Origin of the sequence: Anaerococcus jeddahensis, from assembly GCF_001182725.1 — a bacterium.
Lineage (GTDB): Bacteria > Bacillota > Clostridia > Tissierellales > Peptoniphilaceae > Anaerococcus > Anaerococcus jeddahensis.
In genome coordinates this window covers 39,045-60,469 of sequence record NZ_CWHU01000004.1, presented here as the reverse complement: position 1 = coordinate 60,469, position 21,425 = coordinate 39,045, and the positions used below count along the sequence as shown (strand labels likewise).

Below are 21,425 nucleotides of genomic sequence, written 5' to 3'. Positions count from 1 at the left end.
TAAATAAAGGAGTTATTATGAAAAAATTAGCAAGAAAAATGATGTCACTATTGATGGCAGTTTTTATGGTATTACAAGTAATCTTGCCAGCTTTTGCAACTAGCTCGAAGGCAGAAGATGAAAATCCAAATTCCATAAAATCGGTCGACAAGCTCGAAGATGATCCCGATCTTGACCTATCAATCAAAAAATCACAGGAAATTTACGACAAAAAGAAAGCCAAAAAAGACCAAGATAAATTCACGATAGCCGTAAGTATTCCAGATACAAACTCCAAATTTAGGCTTGTAAAAAGAAATGACCTAAAATTATTTGATGATAAATATTTTGAAACAAATGAAAAGGCAAGCAAGGAATATTGGCGTGTTAAAGATATGCTAAACGCCCAAGGACTTGACCTTGATTTGGAAATAATCGAAGATGAAAACGGATTCAAATTAGTAGCAAAAGAAGAAGCAGAAAATAAAGACAAAGAAAAAGAAAATCCTTATGGAGAAAACTATTCATACATAGATTTCAAAATAATGGATGATTTTGATTTCAACGAAAAAGGAAATCAAAAATTATTAGACGAAGATAAGCTAATATTTAACCTAGAACTCCTTCAATACGAATCACTAGACCCAGATTTTAACCTTTACGAAAAAGACCAAGAAGGAAATTTGAAAATCAAAAACCAAGGGGATATCTTTGCCCTTTTAGTAAACGATAAAAAATCTTTGTACGATACAAAAAAATTAGAAGAAGATTATAACAATCTAAAAACCTGCAAAGAAGAAAAGTCTAAAAAAGAGGCGGAAGAAAAACAAAAACAGGAAGAGGCAAAAAAACCCCAAGAAGAAAAAGCCAAAGCAGAAAAATCTTCATCAAACAAGGAAGAACAATCAGAAAACTCCAAAGAAGATTCAAATAAAGAAAAAGAAAGCAAAACAGAAATAAAAGTAGAATCAAACGAAACTTCAAAAGAAGAAAAAGAAACAAAAACTGATTCTAATAAAAAAGAAGAAACAAAAAAATCAGAAGAAAATAAAATAGATTCTTCTAATAATGAAAAACAAACTGACAAAAAGATAGATTCATCTTCAAATGAAGATAAAAAAGAAGAGAAAAAAATACCTGCAACAAGTAAAGAGAAAAAAGAAAAGAAAGAAGAATTCTCAAAACTTGTAAAAGAGAAAAAAGAAGAAAGCAAAACTTCTTCTAAAAAAGAAAAAAAGGGTCTATTAGACGGAATAAAATCTATCCTTGGACTTACAGATCTTCAAAGAGCAGACAAAGACTTAAAAAATGCCCTAGCAGATGAGAAAAACGGCCTAGAAGAAATTCAAAATCTTCTAACAAGCTTTTCTGAAAAATATAAGCTTACACAAGAAGAACAAGCCAAGCTTATGGCAGATAACGAAGAGGCAATCAAAGCACTTATCGAAAAAGATGCCGATAAGAACTTTAGCCCACAAGTGCTAATGGCTGCTATGGGATCAAGAGATCTTACTGCTGAAGAAAAAGAAAAATTAAGTAAAAAGAAATTTATTATTAAAACAAGATTTGACGCTTCAGTAGCAAATGGAAATATTCCAACCACACAATCATTCACTATCAAGCTAGATGATAAACTCAAAGTAAATGACGATTCAACGCTTGAGCCAATAAAAGATGAAAATGGAAATGTTATTGCAAGACCAAATTATAATGAAACTACAAATTCCATAACTTACAAGTTGGAAAAAGAAATAACTGATGATTTACAAATACCACTAGAAATTCCTGTTGACTACAATGTGGATAACATAAAAGTTGATGCTAATGGTAATTTCACAGTAACTAACAAAGTATCAGGACTTGGAGTAAAGGCATCAAAAGATTTAGTTCCACAAAAAATCGACAAAAATGGTAACTCAGTTGGGTCAATCATTGAACCTGGAAGAAAAGATGTAATTCAAGTAATAGATGATAATAGTGGCGATTATAAAGTAAATATAGATTCTAACGGAACTCCAGATGTAGAAAATGGAGAAATGAAAGGAATTAATTGGAGCATAAGGATAAGCTCTAACCAAGATTTAAAAGCACTCGGATTAAAGTTAAACCTAACAACAGTTAAAGGTTCAGGACTTGGGAAAATTCAAAAGGCTAAATTAAATGGTACTGAATTAAAAGATTCTGATTTTACTAATCAATTACAAGGAAAACTTGGAATAGTCGATTCAAAACACCATGATTTAAAGTCTTCTTCACAAGAGCTTTTATATACTTTCTATACACCGGTAACAAATAAACAAGACTCATACATGCTTGATATTTCGGTTTTTATAAAAGAAAAGGATAAGGCCGGAGCAGTGAGACTTGTTCAAAAAGAAGGTTATTCCCAAGATAGAATTGACACTGCTACACCAACTCGCGTTGGTATAAACAACAGAACTACAATACTAGGTGAATTCACATCAAACAATACAGCTAAGTGGACAATCACAGATAGTATATCATCTGGAGATCGAAATTTAGGGCTTCCTCTTGAAACTAGAACTCTAGATAATCAAACATTTAAAACTGGTAAAACTGCTGTTTATGGTTTAGATAAAGATGGTAAAATGGTTGTGAAGACTGTTAATGGTAGTATTGATGGTAGTGTCGAATTAAAGAGAGAGCCTTTTAAAAACGAAAATCCATCAGGTCACCAACCAGTAGGAAATATTGCAGTTTATGAAATGGATACAAGTCTAACTAATCCAGATAAAGCGAATAACTACAGTGTTTCAGGTGTTTCTATATCAAGATTCAGAGACCTACCTATAGACCAACACTGGAACCTTCCACAAGGCCACGAAAATATGCCTGAACAAGACATAAATGTTGTTGATAAAAGTGGAAAAAATTTAGGAAGTGTTCATGTAGATGCACAACAAAATGCTAAGCAAAGATATTTCACAGTTCCTAATGTTAAATATTGGAATATAAATGAAAAAGGCGAAGCTGGTTTTATTGATCATAAAATAAAACAAACTTTCCCTACAAATGATGTAACCATAGGAACAAAGCAATATAAATATAGTGAAAACACAAGTTACTACAATTATAGTGACAAAAATCACTTCATCTTAAACTCACTAATGGAGGTCGATAATAAAAAGCCCGCTACTTTTAAAATAGTTAAGGTAGATAGCAAAACTGGTAAGAAACTCCAAGGAGCAAACTTCCACTTATTGGGCTCTGGAGTAAGTGTAGTGACAGATGCGAACGGTGAAGCCACATTTACAAACATTCCACCAGGAACTTATACATTTAAAGAAACAAAAGCTCCAAAGGGCTACAAATTAGATGGAGAAAACAAGACCATAACTATATCAGATGATGGTAATGTAAATGTATCTGGTAAAAACGTCGACTTCTCACAACCAGCAGGAAAAACAGAAGTAGTAGAACACAACAAATATCCGAACTGGCCAGACTATATGAATGCTATGCATTATGGGAAAGTTGACGCCAAAGGTAATGCAGAATTCTACCTATACCTAAAACCAATAGCTCCAAGACAAGGTGGGCAAACTGATAGAAATACAAGACTTGATATTTCTATACCAGGCGTAAATATTACAGATGTAACAGCATACAATGTATCTCCAGGATATAGACAAAATGTTAAATACAGTATGGAACAACAAATTGCAGATCAATATACTTCCATGCTTGGAAATGATGTAATAAACGCCAACCACGGAAATAAGATTACAGGCACTCAAAATACAACAGATGCTTACACAGGAAGAACTGGTTATCAAATCTACTTCCCAAAAGAAAGATTTGCAGGCGATTGGGGATTCTTGGTAAAGGTTAAGGCTAATATTGGTCAAAATAATTCAGCAAACTTATATTATGATTGGTTAACTAATGAAGATACAGCAAATCAAGCAAGTATACAAAAAGTTGTGACTTTAAGCAAAAATACAAGCGGTGCAGATGATAAGCCAACAATAACTATTAAAAATACCCCATTTGAAAAGAAGCCAATAGAAATTTTCAAATTTTCCAATACTTATACTGACGGCAAGAGAGATAGACTTTCTGGAGCCGAATTTGTATTAAAAGATAGCGAAGGAAACATCATTAAAAATGTCTTTACCGACAAAAATGGTAAGGCAAGTTTTGGAGAATATCCAGAAGGAAAATATATTGTCGAAGAAGTTAAAGCTCCAGACGGATATGAGAAAAACGGAGTCTACTTTGAAGTAGAAGTTAACGAATCTAGCGAAGTATCATATACTCCTCGTTTTGAAAATTCATCAGCTAGGCCACAACCAGGTCAAGATTACTTTATAGAAAAGGGAGAAGAAGTTGGAAACCATAGTAATAATATAGTAACTAGTGTTAACCAATGGCTTGACTACAACGAAGGACAATCCTACAGCCGTGGTGAAAGACCAAAGGTATGGGAAGCTTACAGATACGAATCTTTAAAATATCACGCAGATATTACTTTATCTCAATCAAATAAAGGCGATAGATTTGAAATACAATTTGATCCTAACCTTGACTTCACCCAATACTTTAATGGATTCCCAAAACTTAAAATAAATGGAAAAGAAGTAGCAGATCCATACTTCAACTATGAAACTAATCTATTAACTTATGTATTTAATGATAAGACTGCGGGAGGTCCAGCCACAGCTACTATTGACCTTATAGGTATGATACCAAGTAAATATTATGCCAAAAATACTGGCACCTATCCATTTACTATAACTGTACAACCAAACCAAACAGGTATATCAGGTCAAAAATATAATAAAAACATTGAAGCCTTCTTTGACGCATATGATTCAGGTAACAACGAGCCTGTACAAAACTATTACTTCAGAGAAATCTATGAAGAAAATGGACAGTATTATGTAGATGTAATATCCTACTACAACGTAATAGGCGATAGAAATCCATATAAGAAAGTTAATCCTAAAACACTTGCCTATAACTGGATAACAACTAAATTCCAAGGAGGAAACATTGCTAATTGGGTAGGAGAAGGTACTGAACCAAGGCAAGTACTAGATAGGGTAAAAATATATCGTACTGAGGCAAATGTTAGAACTATAAACAATGATTTTCTAGTTAATGACTACATGCCATTGTCAATGGGCTACAATGCAGAACAAAATCCTGATATTTACAGACCAGTTTTCAATGCTTCAATTGATCCAAATCAAAATGCAACCATATCACAAAATGGCATTACCTTGGTTTATGATAAGGGGCAAATTAATCCAAATGGAAAGCTTATAGATAATAAGAATCAACCACTTAAGATTAATATGCCTAGTATTAATAATGGTGAAGGTTATGTTATTGAGCAAAGATTTAAGATTCCAGATATAGATGCTTTTAATAACAAATGGAGAGCCTTTGTTATGAACAACGGCAACCTTAAATCAGCCTTCGCAAGTGGAGCCAACAAAAGTTTTGCAAAAGGAGACCAAACTGGTGGAGAAACTCCAAAGTATTATAAGGAAGATGTCGGTGTAATCAATAAGAAATACACACCTGGACAATTTAAAATTATAAAATCAAATGAAGCCGATAAAAGCAAACTTGCTGGAGCTACATTTGAATTAACAGATGCTAATAATAATACCATCTATAGAACTTCAGGTAATAACGGAGAATTAAGCTTCACAAATCTTGCGCCTGGCTCATATACACTAAAAGAAACCAGAGCTCCAAAGGACTTTATCAAGTCAGAAAAAAGATGGACAGTAAATGTTTATGCAGATGGATCAGTTAGAATTGCTCAAATAGGAATACTTGGATCTGATGAATCATATTTTGGAAATAACGAAAATATAATCATCATGCCAGTATCTAATAAACCAACCGGAACAGAATTCCGTATTTATAAGAAAGACTCTGACGGGAAACCACTTCAAGGTGCTAAGTTTGTTATAAAAAATAAAGAAGGTACTAAAGTTAAAGATGGTGAATCTAACGCTAACGGTGTTGTAGAATTTAAAGATCTAACTCAAGGAAACACCTATATTATAGAAGAATCCCAAGCACCATCAGGCTACAAAAAACTCGACAAAAAGTGGGTTCTTGTAATAGACAAAGATGGAAATAAAAAAGTCTATAATTATAGGGGAAGTTCTGAAACAACTACAACATTAAACTCAATCCTAGAAAAACCTAATGTTAACTGGGTAGACGTTGCAGGAAGATCACTTGATGGCTGGGAATTATACGACAACAGATACACAGGTTGGACAGGAAACTTCCCAACACCATATAAAATGGGTACAAGAATTGTCGGTATAAATAGAAAAGATAGATATATCATCCAAAGATATGTAATAAACCCAGAAGCAGTAAGTATTGGTGCTACTACTGCCACAATTCACAGAGAAAAACCAGAATATCCAAACATGGACTGGTATAGTGGAGCTTTAAATTCTGGAGAAGAATTCCAAGTATTTAAACTTAACAAACCAGTCACAGGAGTAATATCAGACATCAGACTTGCAGAATATGGTGCAACAGATATTACAAGCGGGGTTAAAAAAGATGTAGATAACACTCACTCCGGTCAACCACAAAGACTAAAACTAACTTTACCAGCAACTGATAAGCCACTAGTTGTTGACATCAAAGTTCCTTACAAAGAAGAATCTGGCGGAGTCGGTACTGGTATGGATTGGACTGAAAATGGTACAACATACTGGAAGAGTGACTACTACGAAAGAGCAAGTGTAATAAAAGAAGCATCTCCTGTAGTATCAAATGATGGAAATATCGTAGGATCATATATATCAGAAGGATCCTTAGATGTAACAAATGAGTTTAAAACATTTGATTTTAAACTTCAAAAAGTTAAGGATAATGATAATACAAAAAATATTGAAGGTGCGAAATTTAAGTTAACTGGACCTGGCGAAGGTGGAGAAGAAAGAGAAATCACAACTGGAAAAGACGGTATAATTTCCTTCGACAAACTAAAACCAGGTATCTATAAATTAGAAGAAATCGAACCTGCATCAGGTTATGAAAAATCAAATGTAGATTGGACTGTAAGAATAACATCTGATGGCAATAAGTATATCAAGGTTAATAAGAAAACAGGTGTTACAGAAGAAAATACTAAGCTTGTTAAACCAAATACTAATGGAACAAATACTAACACATCAGTAAGAACTTTAGCTTACAGAGGATTTTTAGAAAATAATAGCCGAATATTAGCTAATAAAAACTTATCCGAGGCTCCAAGCTTAAATTCTATGGAGGAATTTAACACAGGAGAAAGATTAAAATTAGCTGAAAATACACTAGAATTTTCAGAAGAATCAATCTCAAGCCCTCTAAGAGCGGCAAGTGATTGGCAAAAAGTTGATCCAAATGCTTCTACTGGAAGAAGAGATAATATCCAAAACAAGGACTTAGCAAGTACAAAAATCACTGAAATTAATAAGGTTGATAAGAAGTTTAGACAAGTTTTCTTGCTAAAAGACTATTCTTCTACTTCAAAAAGAGAAGTTCAATTTCATAGACAGCCAGAAGACTATGGCATAAATTTAAGTGATGGTGGTAAAACTACTTATAAAATTTATACAGTAGATTCTAAATCAACTTTGGATAATCCAATAAAAATAAAAGATGTCACAACAGCTTGTACACAAACTTTTCCAACACCATCTGGCAAAAAACAAAGGATTATGTCTGTAATTCCAGCGACAATTAGAGGACCTTTATATGTTGAAATAGAAACACCATATAATAATCAATATGGAGTGGGCTTAGGAGTTGACTATACTTATTCCAAGGGTACACCTCCATGGGGAAAAGATTCAACTTTATGGATTGCTGACTCTTATGATAAAGAAGCTTCAATAAATAAAAACCTAGTTTCATCATTTGATCTTAATATCACTAGTGGTGGAAATGGAAGTGTTACAGCAAGTAAATCTACTGGAATTAACCAAGGCGAAAATATCACATTAACTGTAAAACCAGAAGATGGATACCAACTTGAAAAATTGACAGTAGCTGGAGTTGATAAAACAAATAGTGTGGAAAATGGACAATATTCATTCACTATGCCAGCAAGTAATGTTGCAGTATCTGCTACATTTAAAGAAAAATTATATTCAATATGGACACAAACTGTAGACCATGGTTCTATTTCTGCAAATCGAAATAGTAATCTAAAAGTTGGAGATACTGTTAAAATAACTGCTAACCCAGAATCGGGATATAAGTTAGAAAAGATAACTTATAACGATAATAATGGAGATGAACAAACTATAAGTCTTCCAGCAGCTGGAGATATAACATTTACAATGCCGGCATATAGCGTGACACTCACAGCTCACTTTGTAGATGATAGACCAAGCTACAATGTAGAAGTAACTCAAGCTCAAGGTGGAACTATTACTGCTGAACCGAATACAAATGTAAAAGCAGGAGATACAGTTTCCCTATCAGCAACTCCAAGTGAAGGCTATCTATTAGATAAATTTGTTGTAAAAGATGCTAGTAAAAATCCGGTAACAGTAAATGAAAATAATCAATTTACAATGCCAAATTCTAAGGTTACAGTTACAGCAACATTTAAGGAAAAACCAAAGAATGTTTATCCAATAAGTATAGAACCATCACAAAATGGTAGTGTAAGTGTAAAAGCTAGTGCGACAAATGGAGAAGAAGTTACAGTAAGTGTAAACCCAGATGATTACTACGAACTAGCAAGCCTAACTTATAATGGACAAGCTATTAACAAAGATGCTCAAGGAAATTATAAGTTTAAAATGCCAGATAAACCTGTAAGTATTGCTGCTTCATTTAAACAAAAAGAAATAACAGGACCACAAGACGGCGAAATTACTATACCAAGTGACGGCGAATTAATAAAAATAACCAACAAGCAAACAGGCCTTGACCTTAAAATATTCAAGAGAGATTCTAATAGTAGACCTCTTGAAGGTGGAAAGTTTACATTAAAGAAAACAAAAGAAGATTATAAAACTCAAGATAATACATTTACCCCAATGGATGGTATTTCAAGTAGCGACGGTAAGTTAGTATTTACTGACAAGAATGGTAAAGAACAAACACTAGCCTTACAACCAGGTTACTATGTATTAGAAGAAACAAAATCTCCATCAGGCTACAAAAAAGCCCAAGCTCCTTGGAAGATTCATGTATATGAAGACACTACTACTAACCAATTAAAGGCAGAATACCAAGGACCAGACGAAACACCAAACTCTTTCGTAAGCTCTGATAAGGCTTTGGATGGCTATGATCCTAATAAAACACAGGGACAAAATATAATAAAAACAACTAATAGCGGTATTAAATATGCAGCTCGTTTAACTAATATCAATACAGAAGGTAAGACTTATATTCAAAGAATCTATATTGATACAAGAGGATACAATGGACCTGTCAATGTTCAAATCAAACCAGTAATAAAAAGAGAAGAATTGGATGCTCCAGGTCAACCACCAAAAATTGGTTATGAAGGAAAATATGGTGTAAAGACTGCCTACAGATCAACTTATGAGATAAAGGGATTAGATAAAAATCCAACTGATGCAAAACTTAATGACATCTTCAGAAACTATACTATAGCAAACGACGATGTATCAGTAGTAAACACAGCTAGATGGAGACCTTTTGATTGGGGCTTTGATGAAGACCAATTAAACCTTGACCCAGGCGTTTATTACATTGATGTCGAAGGCTTCTACGATGACAATATAACAAAAGAAAATATTGGCAAAATAAAAATGGATATAGACTTCATGACACCAAGATACTTCTGGCAAGCAGATGGTTTCAACCAAAATGGCACTCAACACTTTAAACTTGGAGGATCCTATCAAGCAGGGGCAGAAACATTTGGTTTAGTTTACCAAGAAGACCAATATGTAAATGGAGAGCTTAAGAAAAAAGGCACTCCTACTCCATGGGGAGCATATAAACCTGATGGACAAAAATATCCTAACTGGTTGAGCAAGGCATTTACGGATTGGAACAACGTACCTAGGAAATTTGGTATAGTCGCAGTGCCTAATGGTTATGAAGATAAAAAAATTGAATCAGTTACAACAAGTATAAACATCAGACCACTCTATTCATCTACTAAGAAGACTCAAGTTGGTCCAGAAGGTATGGATATAGTCAATGACGAAGAAACTTATAACATCACATTCTCTAAACACGGACGTGATAATAAAGATGAAGATATTAACGGTGAAGATGTAACAAAGAGAAGACTTGAAGGAGCAGTATTCAAGCTTCAAGAATATGTAATCAATGGTTACAAGGATGTAGAAGGTTCAACTATATCATCAGCCTTTAACGGATACTTTGGATTTAGAGGACTAAAACCAGGTAGATATCAACTTATAGAAGTAAAAGCTCCAGAAGGCTACAAGCCAATAAATGGGCCACTTCTACAATTTACAGTAGAAACAATTAAGACAAATTCTGGTAATATTGTAGATCCAGAATCAGGTAAAGTCGTTGATATCAAATCTATTAATGTTAAATTTGCTGAAACTGATACTAAAACTTATAAATTGAGCGACTTAAGTATGGTTAATCCAGATGATTCTGACCAAATCATAAAAGTAAGCAGTGTGGATTCAAAGAAAATTAGCATTAAGGATAGTAAGATTGTAAACCCTACTACAAATGCCATAGTTAATCTAAATGATTTAATTATCGTAACAGCAGATGGTTACGGATATCCTATCAAGCAAATTAAAATCGTTGATGGATCAAGTGGTTACATCTCACTAGAATATGACAAGGCAAATGGTGTTTACCAATACGTTCCAGAAAAATCCACATCAGAAAAAGATGGTAAGCTAGTGGACTTCGTAACAAGCGCCACTGCCAAGAACATGGGTAAAATCATAAACGAAAAACCAGGTAAAGGTGAAGTAACTGTTAAGAAATTTGATGGCAATAAACAAATCCTTCCAGGTGCAAAGTTTAAAATAACTAACAAGGAAACAGGAAAGCATGAAGAAGGAACAGTTGGTACAGATGGTACACTTAAATTTACTGCCTTAAATATAGGTGACTATAGACTTGAAGAAGTAAAATCACCTGATGGATATATCAACAACAAGCAAGTGTGGAACTTCACAATAGGTGGAGAAGGACTTGACCCATATTCAGGAGAAGCACCACAAAGAAGAAAAGATGTATCAAGTAGCATCCAAATATCTGAATCTAAACTTAGCGTGTTAAACCCAGAAAGTAAAAATGATGGTTTACTATCTGATAATCAAAAAGAAATGCACCCACACTTTGGAGAAGTATTTGAATTCGCTAACAAATACACTATTGATTCCAACTTAAAGATTAATCCTGGGGATTATTTTGTACTACAATTAAGTGACAACATTGACCTCCACGGAATAATGGAAAATCATATTACTAACCTTGATATAATTGCAGATGGAGTAGGTACAATTGCTAAGGCTGATTATAATAGAAAAGAAGGCACAATAACTTATACTTTCACAGACTATGCTGACACTTATAGCCTAGTAGAATTTTCTAATAAGCTAAAAGCATATATCAACCTAAACAAAGTACCAAGTAATAGCACTGAAAGTATTGGGCGTGGAGTTATCGGTCACGACATGATAACAAACAGTATTAATGTCGTATATGATTCAATGACTGCAAGAGAAAAATATCTAGCTACTGATGGATATTGGTATGAAAAGACCGAAAACCACCTCAACCTTGGATCAAAGATTATTAAATTTAATCCTGATACAGGCGAATTTGTTCATTACTACTATGTAAATAGAGATAGAAGTAATACTCCAAGGTCAAGATTCTATTACTCACCTGACCAAGATATTGAAAACATGAATATCGAATATTACAAACTCGATGGTAATGCAAACCTTGATGAGTTAATGCCTTTATCATTTGGTGTAAACGAAGATAACCCTAGACTTCCTGCACCCGTACAAATAAGATCAAGGTCATATCTAGGTGCAGGTCAAGAAGAAAGCATTAGTTTTAATAATGGATTAAATAATAATTCATCATATATCTTCAAAGTTACAGGAAAAGTAAGTGGAAAAGATAAGTCGTCCTATGTTGCGCATGGCAAGCTTCAAATGATAGATTATCCAGGGCGTTACGTTACAAGGTGGGATGGCCACTATGCATATGAAAATGACGCCACTGCTAAAGCAAATCTAGAAATTCAAGCCGTAAACCCAGAAAATATAATCAAATTCAAAAAAGTTGACCAAGATGGCAATCCTCTAGCAGGTGCTAAATTCCAACTTCAATATCAAGAAGACGGTCAATGGAAAGTAGATGCATCTAGAGATAAAACAACTGGTGAAGACGGAGTATTTGAATATACTAAGCTTAAACCAGGTAGCTATAAGGTAATAGAAACATCTGCCCCAACTGGATATAAAAAGGCAGAAGATCCAGTAGCAGTATTTGATGTAGATGAAAACGGTAGAATCATTAGAAAAGATAAGGTTAATAAACCAGTAAGTGGAACAGCAGCAAATACTTCAAATAATGAAGAAGAACATGGAATAACGCCTATTGAAATAGTAAATAAGAAAGAGCAAAAGATAAGTTTTGTTAAAGTCGATGCAGCTAACAAAGATACAAAACTTGAAGGTGCTGAGTTTGAAGTTTGGTATAAGAAAGAAAAGACTGGAGAATATTCTGACACTGAGCTTAAACTTTATCAAAATGATAAAGGAGATAAGTTAGTATTAAATAAAGATGAAACTGCTCCAACAGAATATAAAGCAGTAGATAAGTTTACTACAGGTAAAGATGGTAAGATTGAGTTTACTTTCCATGAAAATGGCTACTACGCTCTTAAAGAAACAAAAGCTCCATCAGGTTATATAAAACCAAGAGACTACGTTAAAGAGTTTGTTGTAAAAGATGGTAAAGTTCAAGAAGAAAAATACTTGACGGAAATGAAGGTTTCTAAGACCAAGTCTGAGTTCTATGCTAATGGAATGCACGATGTTTATAATGCTGATATAACAATGAGATTTAACCCTGATCATGAAAAGATAACTTATGAACAAGGTAAGTCAAAAATAACATTATCAGGTTTACCTTTGAATAACGAATATTATGAAAATAATATTGATACCAAGAAGGGAATAACCATCGATGCAAGACTAGTAAATACTAGTAGCAGATCTTCAGCGAAGAGTTACACTGTTCCTCTTAGTCAATATGGTACTGACAGTAAGGGTAATATAACTATCGACCTTTATGAATTAGTAAAAGAATTGGAAAAGAAAACTGGTGATTCATTCGAATCAGAAAATACCATTGAATTATCAATGTATTCAACTCTTGCTTTAAGTACAGTATTAGATATTAATTCTAAGATAGAAATAGGCGATGGCAAAGACAAGATAAGCGAAGACAGAACTTTCCATATAGGAACTAAGGGAGACGAAAAAGTCAACCACTCTTATAAGTTCACAACATCGAAAGAAATTTCTAAGGATTCAGAAACTAACGCTTATACTCCTATAGAAATAGAAAACAAAAAACTAAGCCTACCATTTACACATGGTTTGAGGGCTTGGATTGGATTTACTATTATTGGACTTATCCTAATGCTTCTTGCAGCTTATTATTACAATAAGAAAAAGAACAAGGGATTAAATCTTGAAAAAAATAGTTAATCATTAAAATTTATCTTAAATTTTGACTGACTCTTAATTTGATTGATTTCAAATTTAGGGTCAGTTTTTTTGTGAAAATTTATCAAAAAAAGGATAAATTTATGGGTAAGTACTTATTATAGAAAGTATTTTATTAAAAATAATTTAAAAAGGAGAGTTTATGTTAGATTTTACTTATAATATTCCAACAAAAATACATTTTGGGAAAGACGCTCTTGATTTTGTGGGCGAGGAAGTTAAAAAATATTCTGATAAGGTACTTATCACTTATGGTGGTGGATCTATTAAGAAAAACGGAGTTTATGACAAGATTATAAAAGAGCTTAAAAATTCTGGAGTTGAAATTTTTGAGCTTTCTGGAATTGAACCAAACCCTAGGATTGATTCTGTAAGAGAAGGGGTCAAAATAATTAAGGAAAATAATATCGGTGTAATTCTTGCTGTTGGTGGTGGATCTACTATTGATGCGTCTAAATTTATGGCAGCTGGTGCTTGTGCAGATTTTGATCCTTGGGAATTTATTTCCAAAGGAAAACCAATGAGCCCTGCAATTCCACTTTTGGCAGTTCTTACCATGGCTGCAACTGGTTCTGAAATGGATTGTGGTGGAGTTATTACAAATCCTGAAACAAAGGAAAAACTTTCATCAGGCCATCCTGATACCAGACCAAAAGTTTCATTTTTAAATCCAGAAATTACTTATTCTGTAAGTGAATTCCAAACAGCTTGTGGTTCTAGTGACATTTTATCTCACATTTTTGAATCCTATTTTAATGTTAATGATTCAATGTTTATGCTTGATAGAATTATGGAATCTTTGATGAAAACTGTAATAAAATATGGTCCAATTGCCATGAAAGATCCTAAAAATTATGAGGCAAGGGCAAATCTTATGTGGGCATCATCTTGGGCAATCAATGATTTTATAGCAGATTCTTCAAAGGCTGCTTGGACAGTTCACCCAATTGAACACGAACTTTCAGCCTTTTATGATATAACCCACGGTCTTGGTCTTGCGATTTTGACACCAAGATGGATGGAATATGTTTTGAGTGAAAAAACTGTTCACAAATTCTATGATTTGGGTGTAAATGTTTTTGATATTGACAAAAATCTTGACCAAATGGAAGTTGCAAAAAAAGCTATAGAAAAAACAAAAGAATTTTTCTTTGATACCCTTGGACTTGATTCAAATCTTAAAGATATTGATATTGATGAAAAATATTTTGACCAAATGAGCAAGAAGGCTTGTGGTAAAAATGGAAAAATAAATGGTTTTGTAGAACTTCACCCTGAAGATGTGAAAAAAATTTACCAAATGTGCCTCGAGGATTAAAAAATTTGACAAAAGGAAAAATCCTTGCTAGAATTAAAAACAAGTTAGAAGATTAATAAACCATAAAACGAGAAAAGTAATTTAGCAGAGTTTTCAAAGAGAGTTCCGTAAGCTGAGATGGAATAAAACAAAGCAAAAATGAAAATGGCCTCCGATGGGCTTGTTCGATATTTAGGACAAGACGGGATCTCCCGTTATAGAGATAGGATATGAATGTATCTGAAGAGGCATAAAATATATGCAATTAAGGTGGTAACGCGGAAAATTTCGTCCTTATTATAATCATTTGATTATAGTAAGGACTTTTTTATTAGAAATTTTTTAAAAATTCCATTTACAAAACCGATTTTAACTTAGGCCTAAAAATTTATATTTTTAAGGAGAAAAAATGACAATAAGAGCACCATACAAATACGATATCGTAGGATCTTTTTTAAGACCAGAAAGAATTAAAAAAGCAAGAGAAGATTTTTCTAAGGGAAAAATTAATGAAATTGACCTTACAAAAATTGAGAATGAAGAAATTGAAAAATTAATTAAAAAAGAAAAAGAGGCTGGTCTTAAATTTATTACAGACGGTGAATTTAGGAGAAGTTGGTGGCACTATGACTTTTACTGGGGCCTAAATGGAATTGAAAAATACACCTTGGCTGAAAATGAAAGAATAAAATTTCACGGAGAAGTTTTAAGACCTGATTCAGTAAAAATTGTAGGAAAAATAACAGGCACAAATCATCCGTTTTTAAAACATTTTAAATTTGTACAAAAATTTGAGGAAGAGGATGTAAAGGCAAAACAAACAATTCCTGCTCCAGCCCAATTGTTAAGGACAGTTTATAGGCAAATTGGAGAGGGAGAAATTTATGCAAATGAAGATGATTTTATAGAAGATGTAGCAAAGGCTTATGGGGAATTTTTCCAAGAAATTTATGATCTTGGTTGTAGGACTGTACAAATTGACGATTGCACCTGGGGCGCCTTGGTTGATGAAGATGCAATAAAAAAATACGAAAATGATGGCAAAAATGTTGAAGAATTAAAGAAAACTTATTTGAAAATAAATAACAAGGCAATTGACAAGGCGCCAGAAGGATTAAATGTTTTGACCCATATTTGTAGGGGAAATTATAAGTCATCTTTCCATTTTAAGGGTGGATATGATAATATTGCAGATTATTTATTGAAAGATGAACATGTAAATGGATTTTTCCTAGAATATGACGATGAAAGATCAGGATCTTTTGAAGCTTTAAGAAAAGTTCCAAAAGGAAAAAAAGTAGTCCTAGGAATAGTTACAAGCAAAAATGGAGAGCTTGAAAAGAAAAAGGATTTGATAGAAAGAATAAATGAAGCCAAAAAATACCTAGACAAAGACCAAATTTCAATCTCCCCACAATGCGGATTCTCATCCACAGAAGAAGGAAATAAACTTACAGAAGAAGACCAATGGAAAAAAATTAAATTATTAAAAGAAGTTGCTGAGGAAGTTTTGTAGGAGACATATCTTAGAAAATAATTCTTATAATTAAGATTAAACTTTAGAATTTTAAAATACCTTAATTAGCCATCTCGACAGACTGTAAGGAGTGGAGAGATCTCGTGGAAGAGTTAATTTATTGGATATATTTAATCTAAGAGATCTCTCGACTTCGCTCGAGATGGGTTATATCTTCATTTTATATTATTTTAATATAGGGTTAATGAATTAAAAATAATTAATTTGTAAGAAATTTATATAAAAACCTTTAGCAATTAAAGACCTTCAATAATTACCCATCTCGACCCTGTGGAGAGATCTCTTATAAAATTATGCTTACAATTAAATTTAAACTTTAGTAATTAAAAATTCTAACATTTTCTTCCAAAACACCCAAAAAATGGGTGTTTTAAATTGCTTATTTTTTCGTTTTCTTATAAAATATAATATGGTGAAAAAATATGAGAGAATTTAGTAATGAATTAAGAAAAATAGTTATAAAAGTCGGATCTTCTTCTGTAAGCCATGAAAATGGTGGAGTTGATATTGAAAGAATTGAGGATTTGGCGAAAGAAATTGTAAATTTGGAAAACAAGGGCATTAAGGTGATTTTGGTTTCATCTGGTGCGATTGCAACTGGGGCAAACAGGCTTTCTATTAAAAGGCCAAGAAATGATATTAGCAAAAAACAAGCCACAGCTGCCGTTGGTCAGGTTACTTTGATGAATACTTTCCTCAAGGCTTTTGCGGAATATGGGTATTCTATCGGTCAAATTCTTCTTACAAGAATGGTTGAAACTAACGATGTTATGAATTTTAATGCCAAAAATACTATAAATGATTTGTTGGAAATGGGTGTTATTCCAATTGTAAATGAAAATGACACAATTTCTACTTACGAAATTGATTTTGGGGACAATGATACCCTATCATCTGTAGTTGCAAAGTTGGTTGATGCTGATTTGCTCTTACTTTTGTCAGATATTGACGGGCTTTATACGGATGATCCAAGAATTAATAAGGATGCAAAATTGATCAAAGAAGTTAATGTAATTGACGAAAAATTAAGGTCAATGGGCAAAGATTCTTATTCAAATCTTGGAACAGGGGGGATGGCAACAAAAATCAATGCAGCCAACCTTTGCATGGAAAAGGGAATTGATACGGTAATTGCAAATTCAAAAGATTTAAAAAATATTAGAAAAATTGTGAAAGGTGAAGAAATTGGAACAATCTTTAAAAGAAAAATTAACTAAAATGGGTGAGCTTTCCAAAAAAGCAAAAAAAGATTTTGTAAAGCTTTCAACAAAAGATAAAAATAAAATTTTGGAAAATATAAAAATTTCCATGGAAAAAAACAGGAAAAACATTCTTGATGCTAACAAAAAAGACTATGACAAGGGACTTTCCAATAATATGGCAGAAGGTCTTCTTGATAGGCTAAAACTTGATGACCAAAGAATTGATTCAATGATTTCATCAATCGATCAAATGATAAAACTTCCAGATCCAATTGGGAAAATGACAGATGTGAGAACTCTTGAAAATGGACTTTTGATTGGGAAAAAATCAGTTGCAATTGGAGTTTTGGCAATGATTTATGAAGCTAGGCCAAATGTAACCTTGGATGCGTCAATTCTTGCCATAAAATCTTCAAATTCTATAATCTTAAGAAGTGGAAAAGAGGCAATAAATTCTTCACTTGCCATAGCAAGTGCAATTAGAGAAGGAATAAAAAATACAGGTTTTGATGAAAATATTGTACAAATAATTGACGATACTACGAGAGAGTCATCAACTGAACTTATGAAATTAAATGGCTATGTAGACTTGTTAATTCCAAGAGGTTCAGCATCTCTTATAAACGCAGTTGTAAAAAATGCAAGTGTCCCAACCCTTGAAACGGGAGTGGGAAATTGCCATTTGTATGTTGATAAGTACGCTGATATTGAAAAAGCATTGAAGATTTTTGAAAACGGCAAAACCCAAAGAATTGGCGTGTGTAATGCCCTTGAAAGTTTGGTAGTTCACAAAGACATCGACCAAAGTTTTTACCATGGATTAAATAAAATTGTAGAAAAATATAAGTTAAAAGTTCACGCTTGTGAAAATTTAATAGAAAAAATAAAAGGAGCAATCCCAGCAAGCGATGAAGATTATGGGAAAGAATATTTGGACTACGAATTTTCAGTAAAAGAAGTTGAAAGTATAGACGAGGCGATTGATCATATCTACAAATATTCTACAGGACATTCTGATGCAATAATCACAGAAAAAATAGAAGCAGCAAATAAATTTGTAGAAGAAGTAGATTCAGCCTGCGTTTATGTAAATGCCTCAACAAGATTTACAGACGGTTCAGAATTTGGCTTTGGAGCAGAAATAGGAATCTCAACCCAAAGGCTTCACGCCAGAGGACCAGTAGGATTGAATGAGCTTACAACATATAAATATGTGATTTTGGGTCAAGGGCAAATTAGGGAATAATCTTTTTAAAGATTATTTTTAGAAATTTAGGTTTTTTCTTGTAATAAATTGTTATATATATTTAATACTTCGTTATGTTAGGGCGGAGGAAATGGGGGAGTTTCGATTCTCCCCCTTTTTCCTACCCCTAACGACCCCCACTTTTTTGCCCCCCTTCAACCGACCATTGCATGGAGCTTTTCTTGTAAGAAGCTTACGCTTCTTTCAAGTTTTTAAAGATTTACTGCTATTTAAAAATAATTATAAATTCAAGTGAATTATTAGAGAAAAAAATGTTAGAACCTTAGTGAGCTATTTTTTTCCCAGAGCGTAGACAAAGTCAGTTTAATAATTTATTAATAATTTAATAATAAAATCATGCTAAAACCCATCTCGACTAAGTGAGTGAAACGAACGCATGGAGAGATCTCATGAGATTTCTCGACTCACTACGTACGATAAATCGGGATAAACAACCGAAATCAACGGTTGTTTATCTGCTCGAAATGGGTGAAAATTTAGTTTGGCAACAGTCTGAGAAAGAAAATTTAGTTTCTTTCTAATTTTGCACCCTGCAAGGGCCGGTTAAGGGGTTATAAAGATTGGGGCTTTAGGGGATATAATTAGCTTGAAATTGTGCCAGTGGTACAATTTCAATAATTATACCGCGGAATTTATTCGTAGTTTTAATTTGAAATTGAATTTTGATTTAAGATTTTTTTAAATTTAAAAAGTAAGTTAGCGTGGAAAAAGGGGGAGAATCGAAACTCCCCCATTTCCTTCGCCCTAACATAACGAAGAATTAATTTTATAAAATTACTAACTTTAAGAAAAAAAATAAATATATTTTTCTATAAGGAGGAAATATGAAAATTGGTATTATCGGCATTGGAAACATGGGTTCTGCTATTGCAAAAGGTCTTTTGGGCAAAAATGAACTTTTTTTGTCTAACAGGGGATCTAATTTAGAATATTTTAAGGATAAAGAAGTTTCTATAATGGAAAATAGAAAAGTCGTGGAAAATTCTGATTATATAATTTTGGCTGTAAAACCAAATTATTATAAAGATGTAATTGATGAGATAAAAGATTTGTTGGAAAATAAAGTTTTTATTTCAATAGCTGCAGGTTTTACTCTTGAAAAACTTGAAAATTTATTGGGATCTGACAAAAAAATTGTTATGACTATGCCAAATACTCCTGCATCTGTTGGGGAAGGGATGTCAATTCTTTGTCCAAATTCAAATGTGAGTGAAGATGAATTTTCAAATGTTTTGGAAATTTTTTCATCTTTTGGCAAGGCCATAAAAATTGACGAAAATCAATTTGATTCAGCAAGTATTGTAAATGGTTGTCTGCCTGCTTTTGTAGATTTATTTATAGAAGGCTTGTCTGATGGGGCGGTTCTTTGTGGACTTAAAAGAGATATTTCTTATAAATTAATTGCCCAAACTATAATAGGATCTGCAAAATTAATGGAAGAGTCAGGAGATCATCCAGGACTTTTAAAAGATAAGGTAACAAGCCCAAAAGGAACAACAATCGAAGGGGTCAAGGCCTTGGAAGAAAATAATTTTAGGGCAGGATTGATAAAGGCAGTTGAGGCTTCTTTTAATAAGGCTAAGAATATGTAATTAAATTCATGGGGATTTTTGAGAAAAAAATTTTCCATGAATTTTTTTATCAGCAAAATTAATCCAGAGATCTCTCGACAGGCTCGAGATGGGTTATATCTTCGTTTTTTATTATTTAAATATAAGGTTGATTAAGTAAAAGAAATTAAGGTATAAATAATTTATATTAAAAACCTTTATCGATTAAATAAATATAACAATCACCCATCTCGACCGACCATAGGGAGTGGAGAGATCTTTAAGTAAAAGTAAATAAAGAAGATAAATTAAACGCAGGAGATCTCTCGACAAGCTCGAGATGGGTTAATCTTTATATGTAATTAATAGCTGAAGAATAAACTAATATATTGCTTAAATTTCATTTTTTAAAATTTTAAAGATAATAAAAAAATTAAACTTTAGCAATAAAAAAACATACCGTAATTACCCATCTCGACCTGATAAATATGCCTTGATTTGGCATATTTATCCCTAAAACTAGTTTGAAATCAAGGGAAAATTATTGGTTTTAGTGTGGAGAGATCTCAGTGTAAGATAAATATATAAGATAAATTTAACATAAGAGATCTCTCGACTCATTACATTCGCTCGGGATGGGTATAGTCTTCGTTTTAGTTTATTAAATAATGAATTTAATTTTGTAAAAAAATAATTAATTTGTAAAAATCGAAAAACTTTAGCAATTAAAACCATCCAATAATCACCCATCTCGACCCTGCGGAGAGATCTCAGTGTAAGAGTAAATTTATAGGATATATTTAATCTATGAGATCTCTCGATTTTCGCTCGAGATGGGTTAATCTTTATATGTAATTAAT

The 21,425-nt window shown here is 32.8% G+C and carries 6 protein-coding genes and 1 other annotated feature; all 6 genes read left to right on the top strand.

Features of this window, described 5'->3' with window-relative positions; translation table 11 throughout:
- The first annotated feature begins 17 nt into the window (after positions 1-17).
- The 6 genes from BN2087_RS01470 to proC all read left to right on the top strand — a co-directional run bounded on the left by BN2087_RS01470 (position 18) and on the right by proC (position 20,607).
- Complete coding sequence (locus BN2087_RS01470) at positions 18-13,694, top strand: SpaA isopeptide-forming pilin-related protein (protein ID WP_049690133.1); 13,677 nt, start codon at positions 18-20, stop codon at positions 13,692-13,694.
- A gap of 160 nt (positions 13,695-13,854) precedes the next feature.
- On the top strand, positions 13,855-15,030 hold the full coding sequence (locus tag BN2087_RS01465; protein WP_049690132.1) for an iron-containing alcohol dehydrogenase: 1,176 nt from the start codon (positions 13,855-13,857) through the stop codon (positions 15,028-15,030).
- Between the two features lie 55 nt (positions 15,031-15,085).
- Positions 15,086-15,308 (top strand) — a binding site (T-box leader).
- A gap of 110 nt (positions 15,309-15,418) precedes the next feature.
- Positions 15,419-16,525, top strand: a complete 1,107-nt coding sequence (locus BN2087_RS01460) for a 5-methyltetrahydropteroyltriglutamate--homocysteine S-methyltransferase (RefSeq protein ID WP_049690131.1) — start codon at positions 15,419-15,421, stop codon at positions 16,523-16,525.
- A 443-nt stretch (positions 16,526-16,968) separates the two neighbouring features.
- On the top strand, positions 16,969-17,763 hold the full coding sequence (proB, locus tag BN2087_RS01455; RefSeq protein WP_049690130.1) for a glutamate 5-kinase: 795 nt from the start codon (positions 16,969-16,971) through the stop codon (positions 17,761-17,763).
- On the top strand, positions 17,732-18,994 hold the full coding sequence (locus tag BN2087_RS01450) for a glutamate-5-semialdehyde dehydrogenase (protein WP_049690129.1): 1,263 nt from the start codon (positions 17,732-17,734) through the stop codon (positions 18,992-18,994). Before proB ends, BN2087_RS01450 begins: the two co-directional genes overlap by 32 nt.
- Before the next feature lie 845 nt (positions 18,995-19,839).
- Positions 19,840-20,607 carry a pyrroline-5-carboxylate reductase gene (gene proC / locus BN2087_RS01445; RefSeq protein ID WP_049690128.1) on the top strand — a complete coding sequence of 256 codons (768 nt, stop codon included), beginning with the start codon at positions 19,840-19,842 and terminating at the stop codon, positions 20,605-20,607.
- Positions 20,608-21,425: the final 818 nt, after the last annotated feature.

Coding starts and splice junctions, on each gene's coding strand:
- BN2087_RS01465 (WP_049690132.1), top strand. CDS start 13,855: ATGTTAGATTTTACTTATAATATTCCAACAAAAATACATTTTGGGAAA.
- BN2087_RS01470 (WP_049690133.1), top strand. CDS start 18: ATGAAAAAATTAGCAAGAAAAATGATGTCACTATTGATGGCAGTTTTT.
- proB (WP_049690130.1), top strand. CDS start 16,969: ATGAGAGAATTTAGTAATGAATTAAGAAAAATAGTTATAAAAGTCGGA.
- proC (WP_049690128.1), top strand. CDS start 19,840: ATGAAAATTGGTATTATCGGCATTGGAAACATGGGTTCTGCTATTGCA.
- BN2087_RS01460 (WP_049690131.1), top strand. CDS start 15,419: ATGACAATAAGAGCACCATACAAATACGATATCGTAGGATCTTTTTTA.